At 43.2% G+C, this 13,891-nt stretch carries 12 protein-coding genes; 4 read left to right on the top strand and 8 right to left on the bottom strand.

Annotated features, from left to right (window positions below; all coding sequences use genetic code 11):
• Positions 1–69 precede the first annotated feature (69 nt).
• The 6 genes from FKN88_RS09380 to FKN88_RS09355 form a co-directional block, all read right to left on the bottom strand.
• Positions 70–1,320 (bottom strand): glutamate-5-semialdehyde dehydrogenase, encoded by a 1,251-nt coding sequence (locus tag FKN88_RS09380; RefSeq protein WP_154170329.1) that lies wholly within the window; start codon positions 1,318–1,320, stop codon positions 70–72.
• 11 nt (positions 1,321–1,331) lie between these two features.
• Positions 1,332–2,465, bottom strand: coding sequence for a glutamate 5-kinase (gene proB / locus FKN88_RS09375; RefSeq protein WP_154170327.1), 1,134 nt, complete (start codon positions 2,463–2,465; stop codon positions 1,332–1,334).
• A gap of 229 nt (positions 2,466–2,694) precedes the next feature.
• Positions 2,695–3,084 carry a sigma factor-binding protein Crl gene (gene crl / locus FKN88_RS09370; RefSeq protein WP_154170325.1) on the bottom strand — a complete coding sequence of 130 codons (390 nt, stop codon included), beginning with the start codon at positions 3,082–3,084 and terminating at the stop codon, positions 2,695–2,697.
• A gap of 92 nt (positions 3,085–3,176) precedes the next feature.
• Positions 3,177–4,424 carry an esterase FrsA gene (gene frsA, locus FKN88_RS09365; RefSeq protein WP_154170323.1) on the bottom strand — a complete coding sequence of 416 codons (1,248 nt, stop codon included), beginning with the start codon at positions 4,422–4,424 and terminating at the stop codon, positions 3,177–3,179.
• 112 nt (positions 4,425–4,536) lie between these two features.
• Entirely contained in the window at positions 4,537–5,001 is a 465-nt protein-coding gene (gpt, locus tag FKN88_RS09360) for a xanthine phosphoribosyltransferase (RefSeq protein ID WP_004394641.1), read from the bottom strand.
• Positions 5,002–5,037: 36 nt separating this feature from the next.
• Entirely contained in the window at positions 5,038–6,330 is a 1,293-nt protein-coding gene (locus FKN88_RS09355) for an NCS2 family permease (protein ID WP_004394640.1), read from the bottom strand.
• A gap of 1,033 nt (positions 6,331–7,363) precedes the next feature.
• Here FKN88_RS09355 and FKN88_RS09350 point away from each other — a divergent pair.
• From FKN88_RS09350 to FKN88_RS09335, 4 genes are all read left to right on the top strand, one after another.
• Positions 7,364–8,842 (top strand): aminoacyl-histidine dipeptidase, encoded by a 1,479-nt coding sequence (locus FKN88_RS09350; protein WP_154170321.1) that lies wholly within the window; start codon positions 7,364–7,366, stop codon positions 8,840–8,842.
• Positions 8,843–9,236: 394 nt separating this feature from the next.
• Positions 9,237–9,677 (top strand): ATP-dependent zinc protease, encoded by a 441-nt coding sequence (locus FKN88_RS09345; RefSeq protein ID WP_040904070.1) that lies wholly within the window; start codon positions 9,237–9,239, stop codon positions 9,675–9,677.
• Entirely contained in the window at positions 9,677–10,582 is a 906-nt protein-coding gene (rimK, locus tag FKN88_RS09340) for a 30S ribosomal protein S6--L-glutamate ligase (RefSeq protein WP_004394638.1), read from the top strand. Before FKN88_RS09345 ends, rimK begins: the two co-directional genes overlap by 1 nt.
• Complete coding sequence (locus FKN88_RS09335) at positions 10,542–11,639, top strand: succinylglutamate desuccinylase/aspartoacylase family protein (RefSeq protein WP_004394636.1); 1,098 nt, start codon at positions 10,542–10,544, stop codon at positions 11,637–11,639. Before rimK ends, FKN88_RS09335 begins: the two co-directional genes overlap by 41 nt.
• A 62-nt stretch (positions 11,640–11,701) precedes the next feature.
• Here the strand turns inward: FKN88_RS09335 and FKN88_RS09330 are convergent, their stop codons facing one another.
• Both FKN88_RS09330 and FKN88_RS09325 read right to left on the bottom strand, forming a co-directional pair.
• Entirely contained in the window at positions 11,702–13,057 is a 1,356-nt protein-coding gene (locus tag FKN88_RS09330; RefSeq protein ID WP_040904067.1) for a sodium-dependent transporter, read from the bottom strand.
• Between the two features lie 71 nt (positions 13,058–13,128).
• Positions 13,129–13,872 carry a DUF2884 family protein gene (locus FKN88_RS09325; RefSeq protein ID WP_170905118.1) on the bottom strand — a complete coding sequence of 248 codons (744 nt, stop codon included), beginning with the start codon at positions 13,870–13,872 and terminating at the stop codon, positions 13,129–13,131.
• Positions 13,873–13,891: the final 19 nt, after the last annotated feature.

Here is a 13,891-nt window from a genome sequence, read left to right as displayed (position 1 = left end):
ATTTAGTCAAATTTGTTAAGCGCCTCTATCGATAAACAGCAGCACATCATATTCAGCAGTTAAATGGCTTTAACTGCGTAATAAATAATTTCCTTTACCAACCCATTTGTAACTGGTCAACTCTTCAAGTCCCATTGGGCCACGAGCATGCAGTTTTTGGGTCGACACAGCGACTTCTGCCCCTAAACCAAATTGCGCACCATCGGTAAAACGAGTCGAAGCATTGACATAAACCGCAGCAGAACCCGCGGTATTAACAAACCGCTCAGCATTGAACAGATCGTTAGTCATGATAGCATCGGAATGGCTGGCATTATGCTCACGCATATGATCGATCGCCTGCTCAACACCACTAACGACTTTAACACCTAAGGTATAACTTAACCATTCGGTATCAAAATCTCCCGCTTGTGCGAGGCGAATATTGTTTGCCTCGGGAAGCAGTGCTTTGGCATGTTCATCGACAACTAACGTCAGTTTATCGTGCAATTGATGCTGCAGTTTTTCTAACAAAGGTTGAGCGATCGCTTGATGAACCAGTAAGGTATCTAATGCGTTGCAGGCTGATGGACGTTGCATTTTGGCGTTTTCAATCACCGCAAGCGACTTATCAAGGTCGGCACTCTCATCAACGAAAATATGGCTGATACCAAAACCGCCAATGATCACTGGAATGGTGCTGTTTTCCTTACACATTTTATGCAGCCCAGCACCACCACGCGGAATGATCATATCGACATACTGATCCATTGTTAATAATTGAGTAACGTATTCACGCTCGGGTTGACTGATATATTGAACGGAAGCCATAGGGAGTTCAGCTTTGCTCAAAGCTAACTGAATCACTTTAACTAACTCAAGATTGGAGAAAAAAGTCTCTTTACCACCACGTAATATCGCAGCATTACCGGTCTTTAAACATAACGCGGCAATATCAATCGTAACATTAGGGCGAGCTTCGTAAATAACGCCCACCACACCAAGGGGAACACGACGACGAGCTAATGACATTCCATTTTCAAGGACTTTACTGTCAATTTCACTGCCGACAGGATCAGGTAAACTGATGACATTACGCACATCATGGGCGATGGCCTGTAAGCGTGATTCATTAAGCAGAAGTCTATCGAGCAACGCTTCACTTAAACCTGACGCTTGCCCTAAAGCAATATCCTTGGCATTCGCCGCTAAAATAGCGTCCATATTCGCTTCTAATTCATCCGCAATTATCGCGAGTGCTTGGTTTTTCTGCGCAGTTGAAGCGGTAGCAAGTTGAAACGAGGCCGATTTTGCCGCCTTACCCATTTCGATTAAATCCACGATTCTTCTCCCTATTCTTGAATTACAACCATATTATCACGGTGAATGACTTCAGCGCCGTAATCATAACCAAGAATATCAATGATCATGGTGCTGTGTTGGCCGGCAATTTTACTCAAGTCGCGACTGGAATACGTACTGATACCACGGGCAATCAGATGCTGATGTTGATCTTTCACGCAAATGACCTCGCCGCGCGCAAACTCGCCCGCGACTTTAATAACCCCTTTAGCCAACAAACTGCTGCCTTTACCAAGTAAGGCATTAACCGCGCCTTGATCAATGTACACATCGCCAGCAGCAGCAGGCCCCGCTAAAATCCAACGTTTACGATTTTCTAGTGCTTCTTCAAGAGCTAAAAAGCGTGTGCCTTGTGGCGTGTCGCTTAATGCATCAAAAATGACATTGGGCGCTCGGCCAGCAGCAATAATCACTTCAATCCCAGCTCGACGAGCAATATCAGCAGCTTGCAGCTTAGTCGCCATGCCTCCGGTGCCTAATGTTGTGCCACTTCCACCCGCGATTTTTCGCAACGTATCATCAATGGTTTTAACCTCTTTGATTAACTCAGCATTGGGGTCTTTACGCGGATCGGCGGTGAACAAACCTTTTTGATCGGTTAATAATAAAAGCTTATCCGCTGCACACAAAATACCGACTAAGGCCGAGAGATTATCGTTATCACCGACTTTAATTTCATTGGTTGCAACAGCATCGTTTTCATTGACCACTGGAATAATGCCGTGTTCGATCAGCGCATTAATCGTATCTCGCGCATTCAAAAAGCGCTCTCGATCTTCCAAATCAGCACGAGTTAACAGCATTTGACCAATTTTTATGCCGTAAAGCGCAAATAACGACTCCCACGCTTGAATCAACTGGCTTTGACCAACGGCAGCCAATAACTGTTTACTCGATATGGCTTGGGGCAATGCGGGATAACCTAGATGCTCTCGACCCGCAGCAATCGCTCCTGAAGAGACAATCACCACACTGTGGCCTTGTTTTTTTAATTCAGCACATTGACGGACTAACTCAACCATATGTGCACGATCAAGTGCTAACGTTCCACCGGTAAGAACACTGGTTCCTAGCTTCACAACGATGGTTTGTAACGCTGTTTGGCTCTGTTGATTCATTGTCATGATTTTGTCTGTTGAAGAAAACATTTAAGAGGTGATGTTTTAGCAATCCAGCGCCTCTTACACAAGCAGAAAAGGTGCTAAAGAGCACCTTTTTTTAGTGGGAATTATTTCTTACTCTGCTAAGCACTCAATGATCAGTAAAGGAAGTGCTCTTATTAACACGATAAAATGTAACAACCCAATCATTAAGTGATAACGCGGTCATGGTGAAAAAGCAGGCAACCTATAATTAAGCAAATTCAGCCGACTGTTGATGGAGCGATAAACTTAATTCAAAACGTTGCTGCAAAGTTTGAGCTAACTTTTTATGGAAATCCTCTTGGGTACGAATCACTTCAGGCAGCGCCGCTGCCGTCGGTTTACTCTCTTCCCATTCGCCTGCGAGATTATAGCGGCCGATACGGTAATTAGCCTCAAAGCCCGTCTCGGTCGTCGTCAACTCCATCCACCAGCCCCAAAATTCACGTTTTTCGGGCGATTTTTTATCATTGATACAAAAAGCCAAACAATCAAACCAATAAATGCCTTCCTGGCACTGCCCTTCCCGTAAATAGGGACCAATCGCTTTTAACGTCGATAATAAACGATAATGAGTAGGGTATTTTGCTGCCTCTGACATGTAGACTCTCCTTGTTAAGAATGATTATTGCTTTTAATAATCATACGCTTAAAAACGTAGATAATTCACTCTTAACTAATTTAAGCCAAAAGTCATTCGCAAAGTTGTTCTTCCAGCCACTTTATCGCTAAATCGAGGGATTGCTCATATCCTCGTGTAAGACTTTCACTCTTTATCTGTTTTGATTGCCCACCTTGACTAAAAGTCGCAATCAAATGGTTATCACTAGCAGGAGAAACCGGATCGCCCTCCATTGCCAACGCCAAAATTGGAACTTTAGTACGTCGAGTCGCGAGGAAGCCTTGTACTTTCAATGACCACGCCATCAGTTGAGCCGATAAACTCGGAATATCTACCGCATGTTTACCAATTCGCGACGCTAACACATCCATGTACATTTTCGACATTAGCTTCATTTTTTGCTGAGAAACAAAAATATCATGCACCGGAGCGCCGATAGCGACACACGCTTTAATTTTATCTGATTCAATAAACGATAATCTGACCATCGCATTACCACCAAAGCGAAAGCCAATTAAACCAACTCGACGATGATCAACCCAAGGCAAAGGCGCTAATTGATTAAGTACCGCTTGGTGTAAACAGGAAGAATCTTGCGTTAATGACCAATGATTACTGTGGCCAACAGAGGGCATATCAATCGTTAACATCGCAATATTTCGTTTAGCCAAATAATCACGAAAGAGACGCCACATATCGGTTTGCAAACTATCAAGACCGGCACTAACGATCACCACGGGTTGTGGCTCATCGGTGTGTGATAAATGTAGGTGGCCAAGAATTTTCTTACCTTGATAATCAAACTCTAATGGCTTAATCGTATACTGCGTCAGTTCAGAGGCATGTTTATAAGCAGCATTGGCTAACACTCGCGCTTGAATAGCTAAGGTATCATTTTTTAAATGAGGATAACCGGCAATACTGTAGCAAAGGGAAGCACTAAACATACGTTCTGCCGCCGCTTCTCCCGTTAAGGCTTCACTTTGCTTATGGTAACGCCCGCCGAGCTTTGTCCACTCATACGTCCAATTACCGCTATGATAACCAATCACCGTGTCTAACCACTTTTCATGACTACGAGAATGCTCAGATGAAGCCATGTTAGCGAGGACTTCTTCTTGGTCAATCGGATTAATTCCTAACCAAGCCCACTGTAAACGGCGTAAATTTCGATACCAAGAAAAAGGGTCTTGCTCCATTTTCTGTTCAAAAAACTCACTACTGCTCGGCATGTATTGCGTGAGAGAGGAGGTCTCTTTCGCCTCTTTATGCTGTTGAAAGAGCGTTTCAGATAGGTTGATATTACTTGATTCAGACATGATGCATCTCATTATTAAACCGCTTAGACCTTATAGTAATCAAAAAAAAGGCCCTTTGCAGGGCCATATGTCGATTAATTGCGGGAAACTGGTGATGAATCAATAATTGTCGTTATTTTTGCTTACGATTCACTGGTTCAACATAAGCTAAAGCCATATCCCAAGGTTGTTCAATCCAAGTATCTTGTTCAATATCGACTACGTATTCATCCACTAAATCTTTACCTGCTGGTTTAGCACAAACGGTCACAAATTTAGCTTTCGGGTACATTTCACGGATTTTGCGTGCCGTATCACCGCTATCAACCAAATCATCAACAATAAGAAAACCTTCACCATCATGCTCAGGTGCTTTCAGTACGGTCATATCACGTTGATGGTCATGATCGTAACTTGAGATACAAACGGTATCAACATAACGAATGCCAAGTTCACGCGCTAAAATAGCTGCAGGAACCAACCCACCGCGACTCACACCGAGGATACCTTTCCATTGCTCAGCAGGCATTTGACGCTGGGCTAATTCACGGCAAAAATTTTGCATATTGTCCCAAGTGATTACGAATTTTTTACTCATTGTGATTGAACCTAATTATTTGAAAATAGAGCCTATTTACGCTTCAAGAATAAACTTAATAACAAAGACGATCGCCATAATCCAAACACTAAGCGAAACGTGTCGACCTTTGCCACTCAATAGTTTAATCACGGCGTAAGAGATAAAACCAAGTGCGATACCTTCAGCTATTGAGAAGGTTAAAGGCATTAATAAGCAAGTCACTACCGTCGGTGCCGCTTCTGTAAGATCTCGCCAGTCGATACTTACCAAGCCGGACATCATTAGAATCGCGACATAAAACAACGCACCCGCCGTAGCGTAGGCAGGGATCATTCCCGCTAATGGCGAGAAGAATAATGCAAGTATAAATAAAATGCCAACAACTACCGCTGTTAAGCCCGTGCGACCACCTGCAGCCACACCTGAAACACTTTCGACATAAGATGTGGTATTCGAGGTGCCCAATAATGCGCCGACAGACGTCGCTGTCGAGTCAGCAAGCAATGCTCGATTTAAACGTGGAATTTTACCATCTTTACCAATGAAACCCGCTTTGTTTGCCACTCCAACGAGAGTTCCAGCGGTATCAAACAGGTCAACAAACAAGAAAGCAAACACAATTGAAATCATGCCGATTTCAAATACGGCTGAAAAATCAAGCTGCATGAAAGTTGGAGCAATACTTGGTGGCGTAGACATGATGCCTCCCCAAGTCACATCGCCAACAATCAACCCTAAAATAGTCACCGCTAAAATAGCGATCATCACCGCCCCTTTAACACCGCGATGAACCAGAGCAATCGTGAAGAAAAAGCTTAACGCCCCCAACACAGCAGGCAACGAGGTAATCGCTCCCATTGACACCAAAGTTGCCGGGTTATCGACTACAATGCCAGCATTTTTAAGCGCGATAAATGCTAAAAACAAGCCAATGCCGGCAGAGATACCCGTGCGTAACGACATTGGAATCGAATTAATGATCCATTCACGAATCTTAAATAGACTCAATAGGATAAATAAAATACCTGAGCAAAATACCGCCGCTAACGCCACTTGCCACGTATACCCCATGCCAAGTACAACAACATAGGTAAAGAAAGCATTTAACCCCATGCCTGGGGCTTGTGCTATCGGGTAGTTAGCGACAAAACCCATAATAAAACAGCCAATCGCCGCCGCTAAACAGGTCGCCACAAAGACAGCACCACGGTCCATTCCTGCATCCGCTAAAATTGCCGGATTCACAAAAATAATATAAGCCATGGTCAGAAACGTCGTGATCCCGGCAATGATCTCAGTGCGCACGGTTGTGCCATTTTCACTGAGTTTAAACAGTTTTTCCAACATGGTAGAATCCTAATACAGACAAAGTAAACGGTTGCGTAATCGATTGGCGAGGATTATAAAGTTATCAACAGATAAATTCCATACACAACTACTATCAATCTGTAGGAAAAAAACGACTTTATCTATGCTAAAAACGTGAAAGCGACGGACCAACGTTCGTGAAGTGATACTCGCGAGGACAATGCTCATCTGCTGAGCAAAGGATTATTACGGATCGTTAAGCATAAAAAAACGCCATCTGAGTACAGATGGCGGTGAATTATTTTAATCACTGTAGATTAACAATAGATTCTAATATAGGGGTGAACAAAACTACATAACTTTCAAGTGGTTAATTTAATAACCAAAACTTGATGGATAAGTAAAGTTGCTAGTAAAAACAGAGTTGTTTTTCCAGAACATTACACAAGATAAACCTTTATTCATAACTATCACCTTTAAAATCAAACGTCATTAAGTTGATTTCTCAGTTCCTTGGAGGCGATAAATCGGACTCATCCTTTGAGCATTTTTTCTTCACTAGGGAAGTTAGTTACAAATATACCACAAAGAAAATTAATTACAACACTTTTGGTGACTAAAATCACAAAAAGTACAAAAAAACACTAATCCCGACGAAGTTTGGTAATTTAATTACACAAATATCAGTAATAATGTCTTCACTCCTCACTCAACATGGGGAGACCCTCTCGTCCTTAAAGCCTCAAAACGATTGAACAATACGTGTATCATTGACACTCAATAAGCGGAATGTTTCACGCTGTCGTCATCGTTCAGTCGAATAAACAAAAGATAGCCTTGATCGCGACTCACTGAACAACGATGAACAATGTGACTAGCGTAACGAACGTGGTAAATCTCAAGCAGGAAAAATGGTAGCCATCGAGAAGGATAATAAATCCACTACTCCCAGATCTCGCATAGTGGTATGCTATTTCATATTATCGTCTCACCTCCGATCTCAGTTTATTACTCTGCAAAACATCCATAAATATGCACATTGATCGGGGACAATCACAAAAAGGAGTTATCAGTGTCTGAATTCCATTCTGAAATCAGTAATTTATCACCTAGCCCTGTTTGGCAGTTTTTTGATAAAATTTGTTCTATCCCTCATCCCTCTAAACATGAAGAAGCACTGGCTCAATACATTATTGATTGGGCGACTCAGCAAGGCTTAGAGGTTCGTCGCGATCCGATCGGCAATGTGTTTATCAAAAAACCAGCCACTGCAGGAATGGAGCACAAAAAAGGGGTTGTACTCCAAGCACATATTGATATGGTTCCGCAAAAAAATGAAGACACGCAACATGACTTTGCGACCGACCCAATCCAACCTTATATTGATGGAGAATGGGTAACAGCAAAAGGAACCACATTAGGTGCGGATAATGGCATTGGCATGGCAACCTGTTTGGCCGTACTTGCCTCGAATGAGATCAAACATGGTCCGCTTGAAGTTTTATTGACCATCGATGAAGAAGCCGGCATGACAGGTGCATTTGGTCTGCAAGCCGGTTGGCTAGAAGGCGATATTCTTCTCAATACCGATTCAGAGCAAGAAGGTGAAGTCTACATGGGCTGTGCCGGCGGGGTTGATGGCGCACTGACTTTCGCCATCACTCGTGAAACGATTCCCTCTGGCTTTGTCACCCGACAATTAACCTTAAAAGGCTTAAAAGGCGGCCATTCTGGTTGTGATATTCATACTGGTCGCGGTAACGCTAACAAATTGCTTGGTCGTTTTCTTGCCACTTACGCAGCAACGTTGGATCTGCGTTTAATTGAGTTTCGAGGTGGGAGCTTACGTAATGCGATTCCAAGAGAAGCTTTTATTACCGTCGCTATCCCGGCAGAAATGGAAACGCAGTTAGAACAAGTGTTTAATGATTATCAGCAATTATTAGTCGCTGAACTGGGTAAAGTAGAAACCAGTATTACCACCTTTAATCAAGCGAAAGAAACCACTCAAGGGGTATTCTCAAGCGCTGATCAGCAACGCTTCATTGCCGCACTGAATGCTTGTCCGAACGGCGTGATCCGCATGAGTGACGATATTCAAGGAGTGGTAGAAACCTCGCTTAATGTCGGCGTGATCACAACCGAAGCAGAGCAAGTCAATGTGCTATGTTTGATCCGTTCATTGATTGATTCTGGACGCAGCCAAGTTGAAGGGATGCTAACCTCTATCGCCGAATTAGCCGGTGCCGACGTTCGTTTTTCAGGAGCCTATCCTGGTTGGAAACCCGATGCTGACTCAGAAATCATGGCCATCTTCCGTGATATGTATGAAGGTATTTATGGCCATAAACCTAATATCATGGTCATTCATGCCGGATTAGAGTGTGGACTATTCAAAAAACCATACCCACATATGGATATGCTTTCCTTTGGCCCAACGATTAAGTTCCCTCACTCTCCAGATGAAAAAGTGAAAATAGATACTGTAGCGCTATTTTGGCAACAAATGGTCGCTTTATTGGAACATATTCCAACAAAACAGTCTGTCTAATCGATAATTATGATAGGCTTTGTTCAGAACCGAACAAAGCCTATCATTCAAATGAGGCTAATTTTCACTCAACCCGTTGGTACTTGCCGGCGTAACAGGTTATACGATGCAATCAAACGCATTGATTGGATGAGTGAATTATTCAGTCACAAAATAAAGTAAGCGGTGTATCAATTTTTTTTATCGATACGAATAATTTTATTCATTAGCTGCGGATTTTATCTGCTGCTAGAGTTCGCTCCCTTGAATTTTCCCGAGTTATTCACCTAACTCGATTCAAGCTGATGACTCGATGACTACCGTATCGAGATGCTGCTAATTTTCTTCCCTTATGGGCCATTCCTGAGCAGCATCAACTGTGCTCAAATACACAACCATATTCAAAAAAATGACCATGACAAAAAAAATGATTGTTGGATGGAGAGAAACACTTAGCCTTCCTGATTTAGGCATTGAAAAAATAAAAGCCAAAATCGATACTGGCGCAAGAACCTCTTGTTTACACGCTTTTAAAGTAGAAAGCTTTACCAAAGATGACGCGCTATGGGTGAGATTTTGGATTCATCCATTACAACATAATGTTGATAAAGTCACCGTCTGTGAAGCAGAAGTGATTGATGAACGTATCGTGCGTGATTCCGGTGGGCACGAGGAATCCCGCTATGTGATCAAATCCGATCTTTGTCTCGGTGGTCAACGCTGGCCGATCGAAATAACGCTAACCAATCGTGAGAATATGGCGTTTCGTATGTTACTCGGCAGAACCGCAATGCATCACAAACTGATTGTCGATCCTACACAATCTTTTTTAATCCCTTTCGAGGAAAATAAATAATGAAAATTGGTATTCTATCGCGTAACGCTTCTCTGTACTCCACGAAGCGCTTGATTGAAGCATGTAAACAGCGCGGTCATGAGGTAAAAGTCATTGATGCCTTACGCTGTTATATGAATATCAATTCAGACCAACCCGAGATCCATTTTAAAGGTGAAGAGCTCGGTGGTTTTGATGCAGTGATCCCAAGGATCGGTGCTTCAGTCACCTTCTACGGCACCGCAGTATTACGTCAGTTTGAAATGATGGGGGTTTATCCTGCCAATGAATCTGTTGCCATCAGCCGCTCACGTGACAAGTTACGTTCAATGCAGCTACTTTCTCGTAAAGGCATTGGTATGCCGATCACTGGCTTTGCCAGCAAGCCTGATGATGTCAAAGACTTGTTAGACATGGTCGGAGGGGCTCCTGTAGTAATTAAATTGCTTGAAGGTACCCAAGGTATCGGTGTCGTATTAGCTGAAACCCGAAAAGCGGCTGAAAGTGTAATTGAAGCTTTTATGGGCCTGAAAGCCAACATTATGGTGCAAGAGTACATTAAAGAAGCGGGTGGCGCCGATATTCGATGCTTTGTTATCGGTGATAAAGTGATTGCCGCCATGAAGCGTCAAGGTGCTGAAGGTGAATTTCGCTCCAATTTACATCGTGGGGGAACCGCATCGTTAGTAAAAATTACCCCTCTAGAACGCAAAACAGCGATTGATGCTGCTAAGATTATGGGACTGAATGTTGCTGGTGTCGATTTACTTCGCTCAGAACGAGGCCCATTGGTTATGGAAGTCAATTCATCACCGGGCTTAGAAGGCATTGAAGCCGCAACAGGGAAAGACATTGCCAGCCTGATCATCGAGTTTATCGAGAAGAATGCGGCCAGTAGAAGGACAAAAACACGTGGTAAAGGCTAATCGAAATACGGATTATCAATTTTTGGGGGAATCCATTCCCCCAGCAAGTAAACGAGTCATTGAGCTCGAAGCTGCGAAACTGTACACCCACTCTCCTCTATCGATCCCCATAGAAATCATACATGGCATCTCGAAAGGTCCGGTCCTTATGGTCAATGCCGCGATTCATGGAGATGAACTTAATGGGGTCGAGATCGTTCGACAACTGATCAACTCGCTTGACCCAAAAAAGTTAAGAGGGACATTAATCACTGTCCCGATAGTCAATGTGTTTGGCTTTATTCATAAATCTCGCTACCTTCCTGATCGGCGAGATCTTAATCGCTGTTTTCCTGGCAGTGAAAAAGGCTCACTCGCCTCACGAATGGCGCATAACTTCTTCTCTCAAGTCGCACTTAATTGTGATTACATCATTGATTTACATACAGGTGCCATACATCGAACTAATTTACCACAAATTCGCGCTGATCTGAGTAATCGTGAAACCTTACGTATCGCTGAAGCGTTTGCTACGCCAGTTATTTTAGATTCACCACTGCGTAATGGCTCGTTACGCAGCGAAGCCGAAAAAGCCGGTATTACCGTATTGACCTATGAGGCGGGTGAAGCATTACGCTTTGATCCTATCGCTATCCATGCTGGAATTGTCGGCGTAAAACGCGTCATGCAAGAAATCGGTATGCTGCGCCCAAGTCGCAAAAAACGCCCAACCTCCGTCATCGCCAAATCCACCAGTTGGCAGCGAGCAGAAGCCGACGGCATTTTGCGAACCCTCGTTTCACTTGGCGATAAAGTCGAAAAAGGCCAAGTATTAGCCTACATTAATTCACCACTCGGTAATGTAGAAGTTGAAATAAGAGCTAGCAAAGGTGGGATTGTGATTGGTCAACAAACACTCCCATTAGTCAATGAAGGCGATGCGGTCTTTCATTTGGCTTATTTCAGTCAAAGTGACGAGATGGTTGAGCAAGTTGTCGGTGATTTTATTGAAGAAGTGACCGATAGTGATTTAGAACCATTAACGACTGGGCAAATCATGCCACCATCCCCAGTCTGATCCAATAATGCCCTTGTGGTTTATCAACAAGGGCATTTATCTATCTTGCGGTTTATTATCAGCTAGGTAAAAGAAGCCCAAATTACAGTTGTCACCAAAAGCGGACAAACAAATTTGACATACCACGGCCAGATTTTCGCAAACCAACTACCTGCGAACTCGGGATAACCGTGTTGCAACTCTTTGAACTTAGCATGACGACTCCATACCCAGCCGCCAAATAGGCAGAACATTAATGCCGCTGTCGGTTGTAAATATTGAGTTGCCGCCATCGCAACCAAGCCAAATAGACTCGCAAAGTTATACACTATCACGACGCTAAATAACGCAATCAAACCACCCAATACCCAACTGGTGCTTCCCCGTGGCGTATTAAAGCGCTCACTTACCAAAGCCACGGGACATTCCAACATCGAGATCGACGAGGTTAATGCGGCAATGGTTAATAATAAGAAAAACACCACCGCAAACAGTTGCCCAAGCAAACCGAGACTATCGAACATTAATGGCAAGACGGTAAACACTAAAGTATCCGAGCTCAGTAACGAACCATCTTGAGCATAAATTTGTACACCATTATGCATCGCCACAAACATGGCTGGCATCACCACTAAACCAGCTATAAACGCGACACTGGTATCAACCAAAGTAACGCTCATCGCCATCTTCGGTAAGTTCTCTTTTTTACTTAAGTAAGAGCCGTAAATCAACATCGAACAACCGCCGATCGTTAAAGAGAAAAAGCCTTGTCCCATCGCCGCTAAAATGAGTTTTCTATCCCACACTTTTTCAAAATCAGGTACTAAGTAATGTTTTAAACCATCCATAGCCCCCTGCTGCATCATGATATAAACAAACAGCACGGCAAATAAAACAAATAACGCAGGCATCAAGCGTGTTGACCACTTCTCAATACCTTGTTTGACTCCGCTACGAACAATCAAAATGGTTAATAAGTAAAAAATCAATGTGCCTAATAGATTACGTTCGACGGAAAAACCTTTAAGCCACGAGCTAATATTGGTCAATCCCAGCAGATCAGTAATCGCGGCGAACAGAAAACAGATGATCCAACCACCAACGATACTATAAAACGCCAACACCGCGCTGGGTACACTTAATCCTACCCAGCCAACGAAAGCACCAACCTTTTTACCTAAAGGATGATTGGTTAGTGAGCGCATACTATCGACTGGATTAGCTTGACCTGATCGACCAATTGCCATCTCCACCACTAACATAGGAAAAGCGACGACAAAAATAAGCACTAAATAAACAAAAAGGAAAGCGCCACCACCATTGCTGGCCGCTTGAGTAGGAAATCCCCAAATATTCCCAAGCCCCACCGCTGCTCCTGCGGCTGCTAAAACAAAACCAAGTCGAGAACCAAAGGTTTCCCGTGAACTACCTTGTGTCATAACCACTCACACATCGTCAAACTAGTAAGCTAGTACAATAATCGAAAATCAATCCATCGACAATCGTTATCTTATGATTCATTCAGTAATGAGAAGTTTTTTAATCTAGGGATAGATTGATGTAATACTTGCTCTTGTTGCTGCAATTGCGTTAGCGAGCTACACAGCGCAGTCACTTCACTGGTCAATTGTTGTGAGTAATCATTTAAACGTTGCGTGACATGGATTTTAAGATCATCCATTTGCCGAGTGAGTTCAGTCAGATTCATTCCTCCTTGGCGCTGCATTTTTTGCGCAATCACCATAAAAGCATCCGATAAAAATTGTTGACTGATTGCTTGCTGAGCTCGTTCAAATTCTTGCTGCCACTCTTTCTCGGTGACTGAAAATTTTTGCGCAGGAAACACCCATTGTTCTTGATGATGATAGCGAGCCTCTAGCTCACTAAACAAGGCTTCGATCCGATGCTGCACATTATCAAAAGCTCCAGGAGCTTCAAGGCGAGCCGCCACATCTTCTAATAGGATACGGCTACGCTGTAAGTTCTTATTGGTTAATTGTTGAGTCTCAGCCAAAATCGAATCAATCTGTTGTCGATAATCTCTTAACACCGCTTGTTGTTGATTCGTTACTCTTATTGGCTGCCCCGAAATTAACAGTTCATTTTGTTGGGTGATCACCGCGTGTTGATCAGTGCGATGAATTTCGATCTGCTGCGCAGTCATACGCAGTTCATTGTGCAATTCAACAGGACAGGTGATTGCCCATAATGAAGGGCTAACCATAAGCCCACACAGTAACAATAATTTTTTCATATTTTCCTCAAACTTAGTC

The sequence above is a fragment of the Vibrio sp. 2017_1457_13 genome (genome assembly GCF_030851525.1).
GTDB lineage: Bacteria > Pseudomonadota > Gammaproteobacteria > Enterobacterales > Vibrionaceae > Vibrio > Vibrio metschnikovii.
The sequence above is the reverse complement of the archived record's forward strand: the minus strand, read 5'-3'. Positions and strand labels throughout refer to the sequence as shown.